Raw genomic sequence first — 19,838 nt, forward strand, 5'->3', positions numbered from 1 at the left:
CTTGGATTGGCTCCTTCCCCCTTTGGGGGAAGGTTGGGATGGGGGCGGGCAGAGCGTTCCGTAGGAGCGCCGCTTGCCCCCACCCCAGCCCTCCCCCAGCGGGGGAGGGAGCAAGACGGGGAGTCATGGGGTGAGCGCCTCGGCCTCGACCGGCGTCGCCCGCACCATCCGCTTGAGTTCCGGAATGCACGATCCGCAGTTCGTGCCGCACTTCAGCGCGCCCTGCAGCTTGGCCAGCCGCTCGTCGGCCGTGCCGCTGCAGCGGCCCAGCTCGGTCTGGATCGCCACGTCGGCCACGTTGAAGCAGGTGCACACCAGCTTGCCGCGCGACTGCACCGCCACCGGCGCCTTCGAACCTGGCGACAGCAGCAGCCGGCCGTAGCTCTGCGCCGGCAGCTCTTCCCGCAGCAGCGTGGCGATCCAGGCTTCGGCGCTGGTGTCGCCGCCCAGCAGGAAGGCTTCCAGGCCGGCGCTGCCGTCGGCGCGGCGCACCAGCCGCGCGGAGCGTCGCTGGCCGCGGCGGCGGTCGGCGTAGCGCAGGGTGTCGGCGGTCTGCAGGCCGAGCAGGGCTTCGATCTTCTCGACCAGCGCCTCGTCGGGCGCGTCGTGCGCGGCGGCGCGGAACAGGATGCCGCTGCGCTCCTGGCCCTGGGTGTTGCCCGCGAACGGCACACAGGTCGCAAAAGGAAACAGCGCCATCAGCGGCTGCAGCGCGCGGTGCGCGGTCAGCGCCGCGTCGGCGGGCAGCCAGGCCATGGCCAGCAGCGACCAAGGCAGTTCGGCCTTGAGGATCTTCACCGGCGTGTGCTTCAGCTCGGGCTGCTTCGAGGTCGGGCAATAGGCCGGCGTGGTGAGCGCGTTGATGCCCGCCAGCCGCACACCGGTCGACGAGCAGCCGCTCAGGTATTCCTCGCCCCAGTGCATGGCGACGAAGGCCTGGCTCAGGCCGATCTCGGCGCTGGCGCGCGCGGGCAGCATGATCGAGCCCCGCTTCGAGGTCAGGTGCACGAGGTCGCCTTCGCCGATCTGGCGGCGCGCCATGTCCTGTGCGTTCATCTGCACCACAGGCTCCGACACGTGCCCGAACAGCCGGCCGGCCGTGCCGGTGCGGCTCATGCCGTGCCACTGGTCGCGCAGGCGGCCGGTGTTCAGCGAGAAGGGGTAGCGGGCCTCGCGGGCCTCGGCCACCGGCTTGTAGACCGTGTCGACAAAACGGGCGCGGCCGTCGGGCGTGGGGAACACGCCGTCTTCGTAGAGGCGAACGCGGCCGGTGCTTTCGCCTTCCTTCAGCGGCCATTGCTGCGGGCCGGCGGTTTCCAGCATCGCGTAGCTCAGGCCGGTGATGTCGAGGTCACGCCCGCGCGTCGATTCGCGGTGCTCATTCCAGACCGATTCGGCCGTCTCGTACGGGAACAGCGTGGATGCGCGGCCCAGCTGCCGCTCGAGCCGGTGCGCGAAGGCCACCGCGATCGACCAGTCGTTGCGCGCCTCGCCGGGTGCGGCAACGGCCGGGCGCACGCGCGAGATGCGGCGCTCGCTGTTGGTCACGGTGCCTTCCTTTTCGCCCCAGGTGGTGGCGGGCAGCAGCAGGTCGGCGAAGGCGCAGGTGGCGGTGGTGGCGAAGGCTTCCTGCACCACGACGAACTCGGCGCGCTCCAGCGCGCGGCGCACCGTGGCCTGGTCGGGCATCGACTGCGCGGGGTTGGTGCAGGCGATCCACAGTGCGCGAATCTCGCCGTCGGCCGCGGCCTGGAACATCTCGACCGCCGTCTTGCCCGGCTTCTCGGGCACCGAGGGCACGCCCCACAGCGCGGCCACTTCGGCGCGGTGATCGGGGTTCGCCAGGTCGCGGTGCGCGCTCAGCAGGTTGGCGAGACCACCGACTTCGCGCCCACCCATCGCGTTGGGTTGGCCGGTCAGCGAGAACGGGCCTGCGCCGGGCCGGCCGATCTGCGCGGTCGCCAGGTGCAGGTTGATGAGCGCTGCGTTCTTCGCCGTGCCGCTGGACGACTGGTTCAGGCCCTGGCAGTACAGGCTCAGCGTGGCAGGCGATGTGGCGAACAGCCGTGCGGCCGCGAGCAGGTCGTCCTTCGAGATGCCGCAGACCTGCGCCACCTTGTCGGGCGTGCATTCGCGCACCGTGGCCTTCAGCACGTCGAAGCCGTTGGTGTGGGCGGCGATGTACTTCGCATCGATCCAGCCTTCCCACAGCATCAGGTGCAGCATGCCGTTGAACAGCATCACGTCGGTGCCGGGCTGGATCGGCAGGAACAGGTCGGCGATCTCGACCGTGTCGGTGCGGCGCGGGTCGGCCACGATGATCTTGAGCGCGGGGTTCGCGGCCTTCGCGTCCTCGATGCGGCGGAAAAGAATGGGGTGTGCCCACGCCGTGTTGCTGCCCACGATGAACAGGCAGTCGGCGTGCTTCAGGTCGTCGTAGCAGGCCGGCGGCGCATCGGCGCCCAGCGTCTGCTTGTAGCCGGCGACCGCGCTGCTCATGCACAGGCGCGAATTGGTGTCGACGTTGTTGGTGCCGACCAGGCCCTTGGCGAGCTTGTTGAAGACGTAGTAGTCCTCGGTGAGCAGCTGGCCCGACACATAGAAGCCGACCGCGTCGGGGCCGTGGTCGCGGATCACCTGCGCGAACTTGCCGGCAGCGTTGTCGAGCGCGGTATTCCACGTCACGACCGCGGGCGCCTCGCCGCGCACGAGGCGCTGCATGGGCTGCAGCAGCCGCGTCTGCCGCGTGACCGTGGCGCTGGCCGTGAGGTGCAGCGTCGAGCCCTTGGTGCACAGGCGGCCGAAGTTCGCCGGGTGGTCGGGGTCACCGCGCACGCCGGTGATTTCATCGCCACTCGATTCGATGATGACGCCACAGCCGACGCCGCAGTAGGGGCAGGTGGAGCGGGTTTCCCGCATGGCTCCCTCTACCTCCGCAAGAGCGCGGGGGCGAGAGTTGACGGCGCTCACGAAGGTCACGCTGCTGCCCTCACCCTAGCCCTCTCCCAGAGGGAGAGGGGACAACACCTTGGGGCCGGCAACGGGGCGTGGCAAGTCTATGGCGTGCGTGGCCAGTTCGCCCGCGTCGAGATGCACCACGCCGTCTTCCACCTTCACGGCGAACTTCGGCGTGCAGCCTTCGTCGGGCGACTTGGCGCAGCCGTCGTCCAGCCCGATGGCCCAGTTGTGCAGCGGGCAGGCCACGCTGGTGCCGAACACGATGCCCTGGCTGAGCGGGCCGCCCTTGTGCGGGCAGCGGTCGAGCAGCGCGAACACCTGGTCCTCGGCATTGCGGAACACGGCGACGTCCACGCCGGCAGGCCGCGCCACGCGGCGGGCGCCGAGCACGGGGATGTCGTCGATGCGGCAGATGACTTTCCAATCGCTCATGGTGGGCTCTCTTTTCGTCTACGTCTTGATTTCTGAATACAGGCCGGTGACGCGGTCCATGATCGCCAGCAGGTTCTCGCTGCTGATGAACACGTCGGACATCGAGGCGGGCGACGCACCGGCGCCTTCGAGGCGCTGCAGGCCCCTGTTGAAGAACATCCACTGCGCATCGGCCAGCACCAGCTCCTGCCTGATCTGCGCGGTGGCTTCGGGCGCGTTGCGCAGCACTTCGAGCGCGGCCAGGAATTCGGTGCGCGACTTGCCGATCTCGGCCGCGCTGCCGGCCGGGTCGATCTGCATTGCCGTGGCCAGGTAGAACTTGGCCATGCGCTGCGACAGCATGCGCTGGCGGCCCGCGATGTTCACGAGCTTGCCCACCGGCTTGCCGGACGCGGCCTCGTATTGCGCGGTGCCCTGGTTGGCCAGCGCGAGCACGGCGGCGTCGAGCTTCACGACCCTGGCGGCTTCCTCCTTGCCGGGCGTCATGCTCGTGAGTTCGCGCTTGAACTCGTTCCAGGCGTTGTCGAGCGACTCGTAGGTGCCGCGAATGGCCGGGCTGGGCGCGAAGGCCTTGAGCTCGCCGAGCTGGCGCTCGAACAGCGCGATCGACTTGTCGAGCACCTGCTGCGCGTTGCGCGACTCGACGTTCTGCACCAGTGCCAGATATGCCTTGCTCGCGCGCTGCGACAGCATGCGCTGGCGGCCCGCCTTGTTGATCGCATCGTTCAGGTCGGCGACCTGGGCATTCGCGCCCAGCCCCACGCCCATGCCGGCGGTGGCGGCCGCGGATGCGAGGAAAGCCCGGCGCTTCATGCGGTCAGCGGCGTGAACTGCCGCACGTCCACCGAGGCCTGCGCCGATTCGAACCACGGATCGGGCTCGCCGTCGAGCGCGAACTGCAGGCGCTCCCACAGCATCTTGCGGGCCTCCGCGTCTTCGAGGATTCGCTTCTTCACGTAGTCCAGGCCCACGCGGCCGATGTAGTGCACCGTGCGTTCCAGGTACCAGCCCTCTTCGCGGTACAGCTGCAGGAACGCGCCCGCGTACTCCATCACCTCTTCGCTGGTCTTCACCTTGACGAGGAATTCGGCCACCTCGGTCTTGATGCCGCCGTTGCCGCCCACGTAGATTTCCCAGCCCGAATCGACGCCGATCACGCCCACGTCCTTGATGCCGGCCTCCGCGCAATTGCGCGGGCAGCCCGACACGGCCAGCTTGACCTTGTGCGGCGAGTACATGGCCCACAGCGCGCGCTCCAGGTCCTTGCCCATCTGCGTGCTGTCCTGCGTGCCGAAGCGGCACCACTCGCTGCCGACGCAGGTCTTCACCGTGCGCAGCGACTTGGCGTAGGCAAAGCCGCTGGGCATGCCGATGTCCTTCCAGACGTTCTCCAGGTCTTCCTTCTTCACGCCCAGCAGGTCGATGCGTTGGCCGCCGGTGACCTTGACGGTCGGGATCTTGTACTTGTCGGCCGCGTCGGCGATGCGCCGCAGTTCGTCGGGCGTGGTGTGGCCGCCCCACATGCGCGGAATGACCGAGTAGGTGCCGTCTTTCTGGATGTTGGCGTGGCTGCGTTCGTTGATGAAGCGGCTCTGCGGATCGTCCTTCGCTTCTTTCGGCCAGGTGCTGATCAGGTAGTAGTTGACGGCCGGGCGGCAGGTGGCGCAGCCGTTGGGCGTGCGCCAGCCGAGGTTGCGGTACACCTCGTCGTGCGTGAGGTAGTGCTGCTTGCGGATCGCGTCGCGCACGTCCTGGTGGCTCACGTCGGTGCAGCCGCACACGGCCTTCTTCTTCGGCGTGGCGGAGTAGTCGCCACCGGCGGTGAACATCAGGATCTGCTCGACCAGCCCGGTGCACGAGCCGCAGCTGGCGCTGGCCTTGGTGTGCTTCTTCACCTCGTCGAGCGTGAACAGGCCCTTGTCCTTGATGGCCTTGCAGATGGTGCCCTTGCTCACGCCGTTGCAGCCGCACACCTCGGCGTCGTCGGGCATGCTCGCGGCCTTGCTGTGGCCCTCGTGGCCGGTGTCGCCGATGTTCGATTCGCCGAACATCAGCTTGTCGCGGATGTCGTGCACGTTGCGGCCGTCGCGCAGCAGCTTGAAGTACCAGCTGCCGTCCACCGTGTCGCCGTACAGGCAGGCGCCGACCAGCTTGTCGTCCTTGAGCACCAGCTTCTTGTAGACGCCGCCGAAGGGGTCGCTCATGACGATCTCTTCCGTGCCTTCGCCGCCCATGAACTCGCCGGCGCTGAACAGGTCGATGCCAGTCACCTTGAGCTTGGTGGAGGTGAGCGACCCGAGGTAGCGGCCGATGCCGAACTGCGCCAGGTGGTTCGCCGCCACCTTGGCCTGCTCGAACAGCGGCGCGACCAGGCCGTAGGCGATGCCGCGGTGCGCCGCGCATTCGCCGACCGAATAGATGCGCGCATCGGTCACGGTCTGCATGGTGTCGGTGACGACGATGCCGCGGTTGCAGTGCAGACGCATCTTCTCGGCCAGCTCCACGTTGGGGCGGATGCCGACCGCCATCACCACCAGGTCGGCCGCGACCTCGGTGCCGTCCTTGAAGCGGATGGCTTTGACGCGGCCCTCTTCATTGCCGACCATGTCCTGCGTCTGAGCACCCATCATGAATTTCAGGCCGCGGTCTTCCAGCGACTTCTGCAGCAGCTTGCCCGCCACGTCATCGAGCTGGCGCTCCATCAGCCAGGGCATGACGTGCACCACCGTCACGTTCATGCCGCGCAGCATCAGGCCGTTGGCGGCTTCCAGGCCCAGCAGGCCGCCGCCGATGACCACCGCGTTCTTGTGCGTGCGCGCGGTCTCGATCATGTAGTCGGTGTCGGCGATGTCGCGGTAGGCGATCACGCCCTTCAGGTCCTTGCCGGGCACGGGCAGCATGAAGGGGTTGGAGCCGGTGCACATCAGCAGGCGGTCGTAGGCGGCTTCGGTGCCGTCCTCGGCGCGCACGATGCGCTTGACGCGGTCGACCTCCACCACCTTCTTGCCGGCGTGCAGGGTGATGTTGTTCTCGGAGTACCACTCCCAGCTGTTGAGCACGATCTCGTCGACCGTCTGCTCGCCGGCCAGCACGGGCGACAGCAGGATGCGGTTGTAGTTGGGATGCGGCTCAGCGCCGAAGACGGTGATGTCGTACAGGTCGGGCGCGATCTTCAGCAGCTCTTCGAGCGTGCGCACGCCGGCCATGCCGTTGCCGACCATCACGAGTTTCATTTTCTTCATGGGGCCCTACCTTTCGTCGAATCAAGCAAGCGAGTGCCCGCGGCGCGCGTGGAGAATCGCGCCATGAGCTTTGAAGTGGACATCGGCTACAGCAGCCAGCGCGGACCGCGCGAGCTGAACGAGGACTTCGCCGGCGCGGTGCATGCACCGCGGGGTGACGAGGCGCGCGGCCTCATCGCGGCCATTGCCGACGGCGTGTCCAGCGGAGGGCACGGCCGCGAGGCCGCGCAGACCAAGGTGATGGGCCTGCTGGCCGACTACTTCGCCACGCCCGACACCTGGGAGCCGACCGCCGCGCTCGACCGCCTGATCGGCGCGCAGAACGGCTGGCTGGCTGACCACAACCGCCGGCGCCAGGGCAAGGAGGGCGGCGGCACGGCACTCACCACGCTCACCGCACTGGTGCTGCATGGCCAGGGCTACACGCTGGCGCACGTGGGCGACACGCGCGCCTGGCGCGTGCGCGCGGGCGGCGAGCCGGCCGTGCCGCTCACGCAGGACCATGCCTTCGACCATCCCGACATGCGCAGCCGCCTGACGCGCGCTATCGGCCTGGACGACCAGGTGCGCGTCGACTACGTGCAGGGCGACGTGCGCGTGGGCGACTGCTTCGTGCTGAGCTCCGACGGCGTGCATGGCGTGCTCAAGCCGCAGCAGGTGGCCGCGCTCGCCTTGCAAGGCGATGCCGAAGCGGCCAGCGAGGCGCTGGTGCATGCGGCGCTGGAGGCCGGCACGCGCGACAACGCGACTGCGCTGGTCATCCGCGTGGTCGGGCTCGACGCGCGGCAGCTCGACGACGAACTGGGCGACGGCCGCCGGCTCGCACCGCCGCCCGCGTTGAAGGTGGGCGACGTGCTCGACGGCTATGCCATCACCGCGCTGGTGGCCGACACCGGCGTGCACCTGCTCTACCAGGCGCGGCATCCGGCCACGCGCGAGCTGGTCGCGCTGAAGACGCTGCACCCCTCGCGCGCCGGCGACCCGCAGGAGCGCGCGATGCTGGCGCACGAGGCGTGGCTCGGTTTGCGCGTCGGCGGCAATGGCTTCGTGCGCGTGCACGAGCGCGCCGCGGATGCGAGCGCGCTGTACATCGTGTTCGACTGGCACGGCGGCCGTACGCTGGAGCAGCTGCGCAAGGCGAACGCGCGGGGCGCGGTGGGCGAGGTCGTTGCCGCCGCCATCGCACTGAGCCGTGCGCTCGGCCGGCTGCACCGCCAAGGCGTGGTGCACCGCGACATCAAGCCGGGCAACCTGCACCTGGGCGAGGACGGCCGCTGGCGCATCATCGACCTGGGCGTGGCGCTGTCCGGCCGCGAAGGCGCGGCGCAGCGCGAACTGCATGCCGGCACGCCGAGCTACATCAACCCCGAGCAATGGGAGGAGGGTGGCGTCGCCGATGCGGGCAGCGACCTGTTCGCGCTCGGCGTCACGCTGTACCAGTGGCTCACCGGGCACCTGCCCTACGGTGAGATCGAGCCCTACCAGGTGGCGCGCTACCGGCGAGACCCGGTCGCGCTCTCGCGCCTGCGGCCCGACGTGCCGATCTGGCTCGACCACCTGGTGCGCAAGGCCGTCGCCCGCGACCCGCGCGAGCGCTTCGAAACCGCCGAGGAGCTGCTGCTCGCATTGGAGCGCGGTGCTTCCCGCCCGGTGAACGCGCCCGCCGCCACGCCGCTGATCCGCCGCGACCCGCTTGCGCTCTACCAGCTGGCGCTTGGTGTGTCGGTGCTGTTCAACGTGCTGCTCATCGTGTGGCTCTTGTTCCTGCCACGCTGAGCGAAGACGACGAGCGGAAAGTGTCATGAGCGTGCCGCTTTGCGAGCGTGGGAGGAAGAGGCTGGGGCGTGGGACGTCGTGACGCGCGCGCGCCCACCCTTCTCGGCCCAGGTGCGGGTCCAGCGGATCTGCATCACACGCATCACGCCCAGCATCGCCAGCGACAGCATTGCGAAGAACACGAAGCCCCACAGGTAGCTGCCCAGGTACTGCTTCGACAGGCCCATGGCGTTGGGCACGAGGCCACCGCCCAGCGCGCCGATCTCGCCGATCATCGAGCCGGCCACTGCCGTGCTCGCGGGCCAGCGCAGCGGCACCAGCTGGAACAGCGCGCCGTTGCCCGCGCCCAGCGCGGCGAAGCACGCGATCAGCACCAGCGTGGTGACAGTCAGCGAGCCGGAGGAAACGCCCACCAGCACGAGGCTCACGGCCACCACCAGCAGCACCACCGTCAGCGTGTTCACGCCGCCCCAGCGGTCGGAGAGCCAGCCGCCCACGATGCGCACCGCCGCGCCCATGAAGGCCGCGAGCATGGTCAGCTGCCCGGCCTGCACCTTGCTCACGCCGAACTGGTCGTAGTAGTAGGAGGGCAGGAAGGTCGTCAGGCCGATGAAGCCGCCGAAGGTCACGCCGTAGATCAGGCTGAACACCCAGCCGTCCTTCTCGAACAGGCAGGCGATGTGCTCGCGGAAGCTCGAATGGGCGTTCACGTCCGGCGGTTCCTTGGCGAACACCACCATCACGACCATGGGAACCAGGATGGCGACCGCGGCCACGCCGTACACCGCCTGCCAGCCCAGCCACAGCGCGAGCGGCGGCGCCACCAGCACCGACACCGCCGTGCCCACGTTGCCCGCGCCCACCAGGCCCATGGCCAGGCCCTTGTGCTGCGGCGGAAACCAGCCCGAGCCCAGCGACAGCGCCACGCCGAAGCTCGCGCCCGCGATGCCCAGCAACACGCCCATGGCGAGCAGGTTGTTGAAGCTCTTGACGAAGAAGAAGCCGAACAGCATCGCCACCGCGATCAGGCCCATCTCGACCAGCGTGGCCTTCTTGCGGCCGATGTACTGCGAGAGGATGCCGAGCGGAAAGCGCATCAGCGCGCCCGCGATGATCGGCACCGACAGCATCAGGCCCTTCTGCGCCGGCGAGAGGTTGAAGGTTTCGCCGATGAAGGGCGCCATGGCGCCGTTGAGCACCCAGATGCAGCAGGAGAACGAGAAGTACAGGAAGGCCGCGAACAGTGTCGGACTGTGGCCTGACTGCAAGAAGTTCTTGAAACTGGACATGGCGTTCAAAGGTGCAAAAAGCCGCGGCCCGACCCTGGAGGGGCCGTGTCGACGGACGGGGTTGGAGACGGAGTGCCGGCAGCGGACGCTGTCGGCGTGGGGGTGCGCTCGGCATGTGCGTTGCCGAGCCGGATGCAGGAGCCTGCAGCCTCACCAAAGCGGTGCTTCGTTACACCGCGGTCCGTTTCATGCAAGAGGCGTGCCTGCGAATTCGCGCGGGCGTGGCCTATGCTCGCGGTGCGCTCCCACACCGCTTTTCCAAGATGTCCCTTCTCGTTGTCCTGCCCGATGAAACTGCTGGCCCCGTGCTGCCCGAGGCGCTTGCACGGGCGCTGTCCGACGCCGGTCTCGATGTGGTCGGCTGCGCGGATGTGGGCACCTTCGCGCGGCAGGTCGAGGCGTTGGCGCCGGCCCAGGCCCTGATCTGCCTGCCTCTGCCCACGCCCGCATTGCTCGACGCGCTGCGCGCGTGGTCCGGCGTGCCGCCGTGTGCGCTGAGCTTCGTCGGCGAGCTGTTGAGCGGTGCGCAGCACGAAGAGCTGGTGCAGCTCGGCGTGGAGGCGTGGATGCAGAGCGATGCCGTCGATGCCGCATCGCTCGCCGCGCTGACCGCTCGCGCCCAGGCCCGCTGGCAGCGAGAGGCCGCCTTGCGCACCGAACTGGAGAGCCTGCGCACCCGCATGGACGAGCGCAAGTGGGTCGATCGCGCCAAGGGTCTGCTGATGTCCGCGCGCGGCATCGGCGAGGACGAAGCCTTCGGCCTGCTGCGCGGCGCCGCGATGCACGCCAACCTGCGGCTCGGCGAAGTGTCGCGTTCGGTCATCGAGGCGGCGCAGTGGGCCGACGCGATCAACCGCGCCGGGCAGTTGCGCATGCTCTCGCAGCGGCTGGTGCGCGTGGCGGCGCAGCTGCTGGGCGGCATCGATGCGCAGCGGGCGCGGGTGCTGCGCACGCAGTCCGCCGAGCGGGTGCAGCAGAACCTCGATCACTTGGCGGCCCTCGGGCTCGATGCGGCCGGCGCGCAGGCACTCGTACAGGCGCAAGCCGCATGGAGCGGGCTGGCTCCGGCCTTGACGGCGCGGCCCACGGCGGCGGGACTGGCCGACGTCGACCAGCGCGCCGAAGTGCTGCTCTCGGCCGCGGAGGCGCTGACCGAGGCGCTCGAAGCCTCGGGCGCGCGGCGTGCGCTGCGCATCGTCAACATCTGCGGAAGGCAGCGCATGCGTGCGCAGCGGCTGGCGAAAGACGCGCTGCTCGCTGCCACGCTGAAAGAGAAAGCCGCGGACGCGCGGCTGATGCCCACCATGGCCGAGTTCGAGGCCGCCTTGCTCGACCGCGCGCGCGCCCCGCCCACCACCCCCGAGACCCCCCCCGCGCGGCCCAGCGCCCGCGACGACTGGCTGCGGCGGGGCGGCGGCGGGCACGCGCTCGACAGCGCCGACGGCCGCGCCACGCTGGTGCGCTCCAGCGACGCGCTGGTCGACACCTTCGAGCGTCTCACGGCGTCGTACGAGCACAGCCTCCAGGTGATCATGTCGTGAACCTGGCACACCCCCAGGCTTCGCGCACTGCGTGTCGCTACGCCAACCCCCTTGCAGGGGGCAACACCTGCGGCCCGGCAAAGGCGGTTCCGCGGTGTTTGCTGGAAGGAAGGCATGGCTCGACGCGCCTGGGCGCTGTGTCGATCTGTCAGGCCGCGGCCTTCTCCACGTGCGCCTGGCGCGTGTAGAGGAAGTCGATCACGGCCTTGCGCGCGTGCACGTAGGCCGGGTCTTCGGCCAGCTCGACGCGGTTGCGCGGGCGCGGAATGTCCACCGCCAACACATCGCCGATGGTGGCGGCCGGACCGTTGGTCAGCATCACGATGCGGTCGCTCAGCAGCACCGCCTCGTCCACGTCGTGCGTGACCATGACCACGGTGCTGTGCGTCTTCTGCACGATGGCCAGAAGCTCGTCCTGCAGCTTGGCGCGCGTGAGGGCGTCGAGCGCGCCGAAGGGCTCGTCCATCAGCAGCACCTTGGGCTCCATCGACAGCGCGCGCGCAATGCCCACGCGCTGCTTCATGCCGCCGGAGATCTCGCCGGGGCGCTTCTGCGCGGCGGGCGTGAGACCGACCAGCGCCAGCGCTGCGTCGGTGCGCGCGCGCAGTTGCGCCTTGTTCTCGGTGGCCGCGAACACGCGCTCGACCGCGAGGTACACGTTCTCGAAGCAGGTGAGCCAGGGCAGCAGCGAGTGGTTCTGGAACACCACGGCGCGCTCGGGGCCGGGGCCCTTGATCTCCTTGTTGGCGCACAGCAGCGAACCTTCGGTGGGCGTGGTGAGCCCGGCGATGAGGTTCAGCAGTGTCGACTTGCCGCAGCCCGAGTGGCCGATGAGCGTGATGAACTCGCCCTTGGCCACGTTCAGGTTCACGTCGCGCAGCGCGACGAAGCGGCCCTTGGGCGTCTTGAACGCCTGCTCGACGCCGTGGATCTCGATGTACTTCGAATCATCGATCATGACTTCACCTCTTCGAACGTGAATGCGGTGGCGAGCTTGATGAGCGCGAACTCCAGCACGAGGCCGACGATGCCGATCACGAAGATCGCGATGATGATGTTGGCGACGTTGAGGTTGTTCCACTCGTCCCACACCCAGAAGCCGATGCCTACGCCGCCCGTGAGCATCTCGGCCGCCACGATCACCAGCCACGCGGTGCCCACGGCCAGCCGCACGCCGGTGAGCATGTAGGGCAGCACGGCGGGGAACAGGATCTTCGTGAGGATCTTCCATTCGCTGAGGTTCAGCACCTTGGCCACGTTCATGTAGTCGCTCGGCACGCGCTGCACGCCCACGGCAGTGTTGATGACCATCGGCCAGATCGAGCAGATGAAGATCGTCCAGATGGCGGCCGGGTTGGCGCCCTTGAACACCAGCAGGCCGATGGGCAGCCAGGCCAGCGGCGAGACCGGACGCAGCAGGCTGATCAGCGGGTTGAACATGCGCGAGAGGAACTCGAAGCGCCCGATTGCGAAGCCGGCCGGAATGCCGACCAGCGCCGCAAGGCCGAAGCCCAGCGCAACGCGTTGCAGCGACGAGAGCACGTTCCAGCCCACGCCCTGGTCGTTCGGGCCCTTGCTGTAGAACGGGTCGCTGAACACGGTCACGGCCTGCTGCCAGGTGGCTGCGGGCGTCGGGAAACCGGTGGTGCTCTTCATGGCCACGATTTCCCAGATCAGCAGCAGCAGGCCGAAGCCTGCGAGCGGCGGCAGCACGCGCATCCAGAAGGCGCGCAGGTCGAGTGGTGTTCTTGGCTTCTGCTCCTTCTCCCCTCTGGGGAGAGGGGCGGGGTGAGGAGCAGCTTCGGCGCGGGGCTGGCCCCCACCCCGGCCCTCTCCCGCGCGCGGGAGAGGGAGGGAGGCTTCGAGCGGCGAATGAAAGACGGCGCTGACCATGGTGTTCTCCCTATGCGTGGATCTTGAACGAATCGGCGTACTTCTTCGGGTCCTTGCCGTCCCAGACCGAGCCGTCCATCAGCTTGCTGGTGCGCATGGGGTCCTTGGGCACGCTGACTTTCATGGCGCCAGCCACGTCCTTGTACATGTCGATCTGGTTGATCTGCTTGGCGACCGCCAGGTAGTCGGGGTGCTCCTTCAGGATGCCCCAGCGCTTGTGCTGCGTAAGGAACCACATGCCGTCGGACAGGTACGGGAAGTTGACCGCGCCGTCGTCGAAGAACTTCATGTGGTTGGGGTCGTCCCAGGTCTTGCCCATGCCGTTCTCGTAGCGGCCCAGGATGCGCTGGTTGATGGCATCGGCGCTGGTGTTGATGTAGCTCTTCTCGGCGACCGTGTCGGCCATCTTCGCCTTGTTCTGCAGGTTGGCGTCGATCCACTTGCTGGCCTCCAGCACGGCCATCATCACGGCGCGGCAGGTGTTGGGGTTCTGCTTGACGAAGTCGGCGCGGGTGCCGAGCACCTTCTCGGGGTGGTCCTTCCAGATGTCCTGCGTGGTGATGGCGGTGACGCCGATCTTGTCGATGATGGCGCGCTGGCCCCAGGGCTCGCCCACGCAGAAGCCGTCCATGTTGCCCACGCGCATGTTGGCCACCATCTGCGGCGGCGGCACCACGATCACCTTGGCGTCGGCCACCGGGCTGATGCCGGCCGAGGCCAGCCAGTAGTTGAGCCACATGGTGTGGGTGCTGGTGGGGAAGGTGCCGGCGAAGGTGTACTCGCGCTTTTCCCTGGCCATGAGCTTGGCGAGCGAGGGCGCGTCCACCGCGCCCTTGTCCGCAAGCGCCTTCGACAGCGTGATGGCCTGGCCGTTGCGGTTCAGGCCCATCAGCACCGCCATGTCCTTCTTCGGGCCGCTGGCGCCGACGTGCACGCCGTAGACGAGGCCGTACAGCACGTGGGCCATGTCCAGTTCGCCGTTGACCAGCTTGTCGCGCACGCCGGCCCAGCTGGCTTCCTTGCTGGGGACGATCTTCACGCCGTACTTCTTGTCGAAGCCCAGTACCGAGGCCATCACCACGCTGGCGCAATCGGTCAGCGGGATGAAGCCGATCTTCACTTCCTGCTTCTCGGGCTTGTCCGAGCCCTGAGCCCAGACGGCGGCGCGCAGCGCGGGGTCGATGCCGACGGCACCGATGGCTGCGGCTTGCAGGACGCGGCGTCGGCTGAGGCGGGTTGTGAGCAGGTCGGTCATGGGCGGGGCTCCGGTTGAAGGCGAACAAACAAAAGACAAAAACAAAAAAGGCGTCCGCACCGCGCAGGGGCTGCTCGAAAACGAGCCCTTGCGGGATGGGGACGCCTTTGTCCGGTTCGGTGGAGGCACCCGCCGTTGGGTGCCGCTGCCTGAAGGCCCATTGGGGGCCTGTGAACGAAATGCTTGCAAGTGGTGTGCCAGCCTTCAGGACCTGCACGCTGCTATCAGGAAAGTAGCTCGATGCAGCGGTGCAGCATGGGCGAGCGCCCGATCGGAACCGCGCAGCGCCGATCGCACGGTTGTTGTGCACTGCACCAAGTTGAACGGCCGGGCCGCTTCAGCGCGGGGGCGCGCGGTCGAGCATGGGCAGGTAGTCGGCCATTGCCAGCATCGACTCGGCCACGTCGACCAGCCGCCGCTTCTGGTTCATGGCGGTCTGGCGCAGCATCTTGTGCGCCTCATCCTCGCTGAGTCGGCGGTGCGCCATCAGCAGGCCCTTGGCGCGCTCGACGATCTTGCGTTCATTGAGCGAGGCGCGCACGGTTTCGAGCTCGTCGCTCATGGCCTGCAGGCGGTGCGACTGCTCCTGGACCATGTCGAGCACCGAGCGTTCGAGGTGGCGGCCGAACTGGGCGGGCGTGGCGGCCTGCGCGTCGGCGTCGTCGAAGAACAGGGCGCCGGCCTGCGGGGCCAGCGTGTCCAGCAGCTGCCGGTAGTCCTGCAACTCGCTGCGCGCCTGCGCGGTCTTGCGCTCGCACAGTGCGCGCAAGACTGCGGCCAGGCGCTCTTCCACGGTCTTCATGGCGTCGATGCGGCGGGTGCAGCAGTCGAACCAGGCCTGGCTCAGCGGCACGTCGGCCGGGGCGGAGGTGGCGCCGCGCCGGCGGATGCGTTCGAGCTCCGCCACTTCGGCGTCGGGCTGGCTGTTGCGCCAGAGCGCGAGCACGGCCTCGCCGGAGAAATCGGTGAACACCTGGAAGCAGCGCTCCTGCGACTCGATCAGGTGCAGCCACTGCAGGCGCTGTGCCTCGTCGCTGCGGCCCAGCGCCAGCGCGGCGGCACCGAAGGCGCGCTCCTGGCCGGCAAATTCCTTGCCCTGCATGAAGTTGAACATCGCGACCAGCAGGCGCGAGATCTCGGGGTCGGTGGCGCCGTCGGCGGCTTCGAACACCACCGACAGCAGGCCGGCAACGAGCTTGGCGAAGGCGGCGGTGGACTGCGCCGGTTTCAGCTCGAGCGCATCGATGCGGCGGCGCAGGGCAGGCAGGGCGTCCAGGCCCGGGAGCACCCAGGCGATGCGGCTGAACAGGCGCGCGCTGTTGCCGGCTCCTGCGCTGCGGTGGTCGTCGGCTTCGAGCTGGTCGAAGCCGGCGCGCACCTCCTGCTCGAGCGCCGTGCATTCGGCGATCTGCGGGCCGCGCTGGTCGGCGAAGCGGCCGCCGTGCGAGGCGAGGAACATGTTCGACATGCCCCGCTCGCGCTGCAGCGCATGGACGAGGCGGCCGATCACGCCCACCAGCTCGCTGGTGCGGGCGAGCCGGTCCAGCTCGTCGATCTCGCAACGGCGGGCGGCGATCAGAAAACTCAGTCCGGATTTCATGGTGGGAGGGGCGCTGACCCTCCCACTGCAACATCCGTGCCTTGCTGGCGCCGTTTGCCCCTTCGCGGGCGGCCGCACGGGGCGCCGCCTACACTCGGCGCCATGCTCTTGTTGGGAATCGAATCATCCTGCGATGAAACCGGCGTGGCGCTGGTCGAGTCGCACGGCAGCGCGCTGCCGATGCTGCGTTCGCACGCGCTGCACAGCCAGATCGCCATGCACCAGGCCTATGGCGGCGTGGTGCCCGAGCTGGCCAGCCGCGACCATATCCGTCGCGTGCTGCCGCTGACCGAGACGGTCATGGCCGAAGCCGGCCGCTCGCTGGCCGAGATCGACGTGGTGGCCTACACGCGCGGGCCGGGCCTGGCGGGCGCACTGCTGGTGGGCGCGGGCGTGGCCTGCGCGCTCGGCGTGGCGCTGGGCAAGCCGGTGCTGGGGATGCATCACCTCGAAGGGCATCTGCTGTCGCCGTTCCTGAGTGCCGATCCGCCGGAGTTTCCGTTCGTCGCGCTGCTGGTATCAGGCGGCCACACGCAGCTGATGCGGGTGGACGGCGTGGGGCGCTACGAGCTGCTCGGCGAGACCATCGACGACGCGGCCGGCGAGGCCTTCGACAAGAGCGCCAAGCTCATGGGCTTGCCGTACCCCGGCGGACCGTGGCTCGCGAAGCTGGCCGAAGACGGAAACGCAACGGCCTTCAAGCTGCCGCGGCCGCTGCTGCACAGCGGCGATCTCGATTTTTCCTTTGCCGGCCTGAAGACGGCCGTGCTCACGCAGGCCAAGAAGCTCGGCGACCAGCTCGAAGCGAACAAGGCCGACCTGGCGGCGTCCACGCAGGCGGCCATCGTCGAGGTGCTGCTGAAGAAGTCGCTCGCGGCACTCGACCAGACCGGGCTCAAGCGGCTGGTGGTGGCGGGCGGGGTGGGGGCCAACAGGAATCTGCGAGAACAGCTGAATGCCGCGTGTGCAAAGCGCAAGGTGCGTGTGCACTACCCCGAGCTGCACCTGTGCACCGACAACGGCGCCATGATCGCCATGGCCGCGGCAATGCGCCTGCAGTCGGGGCTGTCGCAGGCGAGCGAGCGCTATGCCTTCGACGTCAAGCCGCGATGGCCCATGGCGTCGCTCTCGTCGGCTGAGGCGCCGCTGCCGGAGACTGCGTAGCCGACTGCCGCGAGCGGCCGATTGCCGGCAACGGCAGCACGTCCAGCACATTGCGCCACAGCTGGCGCCACTGCGGCCAGTCGTGGCCGCCCTCGATCGTGAAGACGCGCCCCGGCGGCAGGGCGTCGGCCAGCAGCTTGTGGTTGCCGGCAAAGCGGTCGTCCAGCCCGAAGCCCAGGTACAGCGGCGGCAGATTCTTCGACGGCTTGGCGTCCAGGTACTGCTGGAAGAAGGGCCAGAGCTTGCGATCGGGCTCCTCGTCGGCCTGCGGTCCGGTGGGCGCCTGCCAGGCGCGCAGGCCGCCGGCCTTCCTGATCTCCGCGCCGAGCACCCGGCGCCCGAGGTAGGGCGCAAGCGCCACGATGCCGTCCACCGAGCCCGGTCGCGCCAGTTCGTGGATCAGCGCGCCGAAGCCGCCGATGGAAATGCCCACGAGCCAGATCGACTTGTAGCCCCTGGCACGCTGCGGCTCGATGACCTCGGTGTGCAGGCGCTCGCTCAGCGTCTGCTCGTAGTAGTAGGAAACATCCGCGTCCACCAGAAGCGCATCGGCCGCCAGATGGCGCTCGCGCACCGCGGCGATGAACCCTTCGCGCTCGAACTCGTCGGGCTTCAGGTAGGCCCCGGGCAGGAACACCAGGAGCGTGTCGGATTGTTCGTTGGGATTGGCAGGTTGAAGGTGCGTTTTCATGGTGCCTTTTGGGGCACCCGAACCGCACCGGCAGGGAATTCGGTGCGCTACGAGACGCCCACGAAGAAGAAAGTTCTAAGAAAACGTCACATCATGTGACGTTATTCAGCGCTATTGTGAATAAGGTGCTCGTTTAAAGTCAAAACGAGGCTGTTACCAACATTTTCTTCTTGTGGGCATAGGCCAAACTAGTTGATTTGCAACTGTGCGGCCTGGCTCGCGGGCACCAATTTGCCGAGCTTCAGCGTGAGCACGCCGTTCTCGAGCTTGGCCTCGCTGGTGGCCACGTCGATGTCCTGCGGCAACTCGTAGGCGGCCTTGAACTGGCGCTTGGCTTCGGCCTTGCTGTCGATGCGCAGTACGGCACCTTCGATGCTGATCGCGAGGTCTTCGCGCGCAAAGCCCGGCACGTCCAGCGAGAGGGTCCAGCTCTTGTCGTCCTGTTCCACCAGCGGGGAGCGGCGGGGGGCGGCGAAGGCATCGTTCACGAAGCGCTCGAAGGCGCGGTCATAGGCGCGGGGAGCGAAGCGGGCGGTGCGAAGGGTGGGGGCGAAAAGCATGTGAAGAACTCCTGAGTGAACACAATGGGGACAAGGAATGTGTGTCCCTTACACTGCGCGGCCGTTCCATCGTGAGTGCCGCTTGAGACCTCATCTAGGCGCATCGGCACGCGTTTCAAGACAATGAATCCCCCCTTTATTTGGCGTCGCGAGGCCTTGAAATTCGCGGTGCTGGCGCTATGCGCGAGGCCGTTCGCCGCGCTGGCGCAGGCCAACGTGTCGACCTCGTCCGCACCCATTCGCCTGGCGCTGATCGAAAGCATGAGCGGCCCGTTCGCCAACACCGGCGAGGCCGTGTTCCGCAACCTGCTGTGGGCGGTGGAGCGCGTGAATGCGCGCGGCGGCGTGAAGCTGCCCGGTGGCGCGCGGCCATTGCAGCTCGACCGCTACGACAGCAAGGGGCAGAACGAAGAAGCGCTCTCCGCGTTGCGCGCCGCGATGGACGACGGCGCGCGTATCGTGCTGCAGGGCAATTCGTCGGCCACGGCCGCGGCGCTGGTCGATGCCATCGACAAGAACAACGAGCGCGACCCCGCGCGGCGCGTGGTCTTCCTCAACTACGCGGCGGTCGACCCGGCGCTCACGAACGAGCGTTGCAGCTTCTGGCACTTCCGCTTCGACGCGCACGCCGACATGCGCGTGGCCGCGCTGATGGACGTGGTGAAGGACGATGCCGCGCTCAAGCGCGTCTACCTGATCGGCCAGGACTACAGCTTCGGGCAGGCCGTGCTGCGCGAGGCGCGCCGGCAGCTCGGTGCGCAGCGCCCCGACGTGGAGATCGTGGGCGACGAACTGCATCCGATGGGCAAGGTGAAGGACTTCGCGCCCTACGCCACCAAGATCATCGCGAGCGGCGCGCAGGCCGTGGTCACGGGCAACTGGGGCAACGACCTCACGCTGCTCGTGAAGGCGGCGCGCGAGGCGGGCTTCAACGGCACTTTCTATACCTTCTATGGCAACGCACTGGGCGCACCGGCTGCCATCGGCGATGCGGGTATCGGCCGCGTGATCGCCGTGGCCGACTGGCTGCCCAACGTGCAGACGGCGCAGTCCGAAACCTTCTACCGCGCCTTCCGCACGCGCTTTCCGAAGCCGGCCGACGACTATGTGCACATGCGGCTGCAGCTGATGATCGAAGCGCTCGTGCAGGCCGTCGAGCGTGCGGGCAGTGCCGACGCGGTGCCGGTGGCGCGTGCGCTGGAGCAGGCCGACGTGAGCCTGTACGGGCAGCGCGGGCGCATGCGCGCGACGGACCATCAGTTCCAGCAGCAGCTCGTCGTCGGCGTGATGGACCGGCAGGGCAAGCCGGGCGTGCAGTTCGACGTCGAGGGCTCGGGCTACGGGTTCCGAGTGGTGAAGACCATCGCCCCCGAACGCGCCGAGCTGCCGACCTCGTGCAAGATGAAGAAACCTCAATCATGAAGAGCAGGACGACCA

At 68.4% G+C, this 19,838-nt stretch carries 15 protein-coding genes; 4 read left to right on the plus strand and 11 right to left on the minus strand.

Going from position 1 to position 19,838, the window contains the following annotated elements; all coding sequences use genetic code 11:
• Positions 1-123: 123 nt before the first annotated feature.
• From ACEOAB_RS08800 to nirB, 4 genes are all read right to left on the minus strand, one after another.
• Positions 124-2,919, minus strand: coding sequence for a nitrate reductase (locus ACEOAB_RS08800; RefSeq protein ID WP_495653613.1), 2,796 nt, complete (start codon positions 2,917-2,919; stop codon positions 124-126).
• Positions 2,920-2,994: 75 nt separating this feature from the next.
• Entirely contained in the window at positions 2,995-3,390 is a 396-nt protein-coding gene (gene nirD / locus ACEOAB_RS08805) for a nitrite reductase small subunit NirD (protein WP_056596349.1), read from the minus strand.
• Between the two features lie 18 nt (positions 3,391-3,408).
• Entirely contained in the window at positions 3,409-4,203 is a 795-nt protein-coding gene (locus ACEOAB_RS08810; RefSeq protein ID WP_413750693.1) for a type IV pili methyl-accepting chemotaxis transducer N-terminal domain-containing protein, read from the minus strand.
• A complete protein-coding gene (nirB, locus tag ACEOAB_RS08815; protein ID WP_413750692.1) occupies positions 4,200-6,632 on the minus strand; it encodes a nitrite reductase large subunit NirB in 2,433 nt (810 codons plus the stop codon). The genes ACEOAB_RS08810 and nirB overlap by 4 nt, the downstream gene beginning before the upstream one ends.
• 63 nt (positions 6,633-6,695) lie before the next feature.
• On the opposite strand from nirB, the gene ACEOAB_RS08820 reads away from it, so the two are divergent.
• The gene (locus ACEOAB_RS08820) at positions 6,696-8,408 is read left to right on the plus strand and encodes a bifunctional protein-serine/threonine kinase/phosphatase (RefSeq protein WP_495653614.1); all 1,713 of its coding nucleotides are present in this window, start codon (positions 6,696-6,698) and stop codon (positions 8,406-8,408) included.
• Between the two features lie 23 nt (positions 8,409-8,431).
• On the opposite strand, the gene ACEOAB_RS08825 is transcribed toward ACEOAB_RS08820, so the two are convergent.
• Complete coding sequence (locus tag ACEOAB_RS08825; RefSeq protein ID WP_413748335.1) at positions 8,432-9,697, minus strand: MFS transporter; 1,266 nt, start codon at positions 9,695-9,697, stop codon at positions 8,432-8,434.
• Positions 9,698-9,960: 263 nt separating this feature from the next.
• Here ACEOAB_RS08825 and ACEOAB_RS08830 point away from each other — a divergent pair, with 263 nt between their 5' ends.
• Positions 9,961-11,238 carry an ANTAR domain-containing response regulator gene (locus ACEOAB_RS08830; protein WP_495653615.1) on the plus strand — a complete coding sequence of 426 codons (1,278 nt, stop codon included), beginning with the start codon at positions 9,961-9,963 and terminating at the stop codon, positions 11,236-11,238.
• 148 nt (positions 11,239-11,386) lie between these two features.
• Here ACEOAB_RS08830 and ACEOAB_RS08835 read toward each other — a convergent pair whose 3' ends face one another.
• From ACEOAB_RS08835 to ACEOAB_RS08850, 4 genes are all read right to left on the minus strand, one after another.
• Positions 11,387-12,196: an ABC transporter ATP-binding protein gene (locus ACEOAB_RS08835; protein ID WP_413748332.1), complete on the minus strand. Its 810-nt coding sequence runs from the start codon at positions 12,194-12,196 to the stop codon at positions 11,387-11,389.
• Complete coding sequence (ntrB, locus tag ACEOAB_RS08840) at positions 12,193-13,131, minus strand: nitrate ABC transporter permease (RefSeq protein ID WP_495653616.1); 939 nt, start codon at positions 13,129-13,131, stop codon at positions 12,193-12,195. The genes ACEOAB_RS08835 and ntrB overlap by 4 nt, the downstream gene beginning before the upstream one ends.
• 10 nt (positions 13,132-13,141) lie before the next feature.
• Positions 13,142-14,386 (minus strand): CmpA/NrtA family ABC transporter substrate-binding protein, encoded by a 1,245-nt coding sequence (locus ACEOAB_RS08845; RefSeq protein WP_413748330.1) that lies wholly within the window; start codon positions 14,384-14,386, stop codon positions 13,142-13,144.
• 337 nt (positions 14,387-14,723) lie between these two features.
• Positions 14,724-15,986 (minus strand): nitrate regulatory protein, encoded by a 1,263-nt coding sequence (locus tag ACEOAB_RS08850; RefSeq protein WP_056596323.1) that lies wholly within the window; start codon positions 15,984-15,986, stop codon positions 14,724-14,726.
• A gap of 102 nt (positions 15,987-16,088) precedes the next feature.
• Here ACEOAB_RS08850 and tsaD point away from each other — a divergent pair, with 102 nt between their 5' ends.
• Positions 16,089-17,150, plus strand: a complete 1,062-nt coding sequence (gene tsaD, locus ACEOAB_RS08855; protein WP_413748329.1) for a tRNA (adenosine(37)-N6)-threonylcarbamoyltransferase complex transferase subunit TsaD — start codon at positions 16,089-16,091, stop codon at positions 17,148-17,150.
• Here tsaD and ACEOAB_RS08860 read toward each other — a convergent pair.
• Both ACEOAB_RS08860 and ACEOAB_RS08865 read right to left on the minus strand, forming a co-directional pair.
• On the minus strand, positions 17,086-17,841 hold the full coding sequence (locus ACEOAB_RS08860; protein ID WP_413748328.1) for an alpha/beta hydrolase-fold protein: 756 nt from the start codon (positions 17,839-17,841) through the stop codon (positions 17,086-17,088). The genes tsaD and ACEOAB_RS08860 overlap by 65 nt on opposite strands.
• Positions 17,842-18,029: 188 nt before the next feature.
• On the minus strand, positions 18,030-18,401 hold the full coding sequence (locus ACEOAB_RS08865; RefSeq protein ID WP_056596568.1) for an Hsp20/alpha crystallin family protein: 372 nt from the start codon (positions 18,399-18,401) through the stop codon (positions 18,030-18,032).
• 123 nt (positions 18,402-18,524) lie between these two features.
• On the opposite strand from ACEOAB_RS08865, the gene ACEOAB_RS08870 reads away from it, so the two are divergent.
• Positions 18,525-19,823 carry a branched-chain amino acid ABC transporter substrate-binding protein gene (locus ACEOAB_RS08870; protein WP_413748327.1) on the plus strand — a complete coding sequence of 433 codons (1,299 nt, stop codon included), beginning with the start codon at positions 18,525-18,527 and terminating at the stop codon, positions 19,821-19,823.
• Positions 19,824-19,838 lie beyond the last annotated feature (15 nt).

The organism is Variovorax sp. Varisp53 (assembly GCF_059491555.1).

Coding starts and splice junctions, on each gene's coding strand:
- ACEOAB_RS08825 (WP_413748335.1), bottom strand. CDS start 9,697: ATGTCCAGTTTCAAGAACTTCTTGCAGTCAGGCCACAGTCCGACACTG.
- ACEOAB_RS08845 (WP_413748330.1), bottom strand. CDS start 14,386: ATGACCGACCTGCTCACAACCCGCCTCAGCCGACGCCGCGTCCTGCAA.
- ACEOAB_RS08865 (WP_056596568.1), bottom strand. CDS start 18,401: ATGCTTTTCGCCCCCACCCTTCGCACCGCCCGCTTCGCTCCCCGCGCC.
- ACEOAB_RS08820 (WP_495653614.1), top strand. CDS start 6,696: ATGAGCTTTGAAGTGGACATCGGCTACAGCAGCCAGCGCGGACCGCGC.
- ACEOAB_RS08860 (WP_413748328.1), bottom strand. CDS start 17,841: ATGAAAACGCACCTTCAACCTGCCAATCCCAACGAACAATCCGACACG.
- ACEOAB_RS08850 (WP_056596323.1), bottom strand. CDS start 15,986: ATGAAATCCGGACTGAGTTTTCTGATCGCCGCCCGCCGTTGCGAGATC.
- nirD (WP_056596349.1), bottom strand. CDS start 3,390: ATGAGCGATTGGAAAGTCATCTGCCGCATCGACGACATCCCCGTGCTC.
- ACEOAB_RS08835 (WP_413748332.1), bottom strand. CDS start 12,196: ATGATCGATGATTCGAAGTACATCGAGATCCACGGCGTCGAGCAGGCG.
- ACEOAB_RS08800 (WP_495653613.1), bottom strand. CDS start 2,919: ATGCGGGAAACCCGCTCCACCTGCCCCTACTGCGGCGTCGGCTGTGGC.
- tsaD (WP_413748329.1), top strand. CDS start 16,089: ATGCTCTTGTTGGGAATCGAATCATCCTGCGATGAAACCGGCGTGGCG.
- nirB (WP_413750692.1), bottom strand. CDS start 6,632: ATGAAGAAAATGAAACTCGTGATGGTCGGCAACGGCATGGCCGGCGTG.
- ACEOAB_RS08830 (WP_495653615.1), top strand. CDS start 9,961: ATGTCCCTTCTCGTTGTCCTGCCCGATGAAACTGCTGGCCCCGTGCTG.
- ACEOAB_RS08810 (WP_413750693.1), bottom strand. CDS start 4,203: ATGAAGCGCCGGGCTTTCCTCGCATCCGCGGCCGCCACCGCCGGCATG.
- ntrB (WP_495653616.1), bottom strand. CDS start 13,131: ATGGTCAGCGCCGTCTTTCATTCGCCGCTCGAAGCCTCCCTCCCTCTC.
- ACEOAB_RS08870 (WP_413748327.1), top strand. CDS start 18,525: ATGAATCCCCCCTTTATTTGGCGTCGCGAGGCCTTGAAATTCGCGGTG.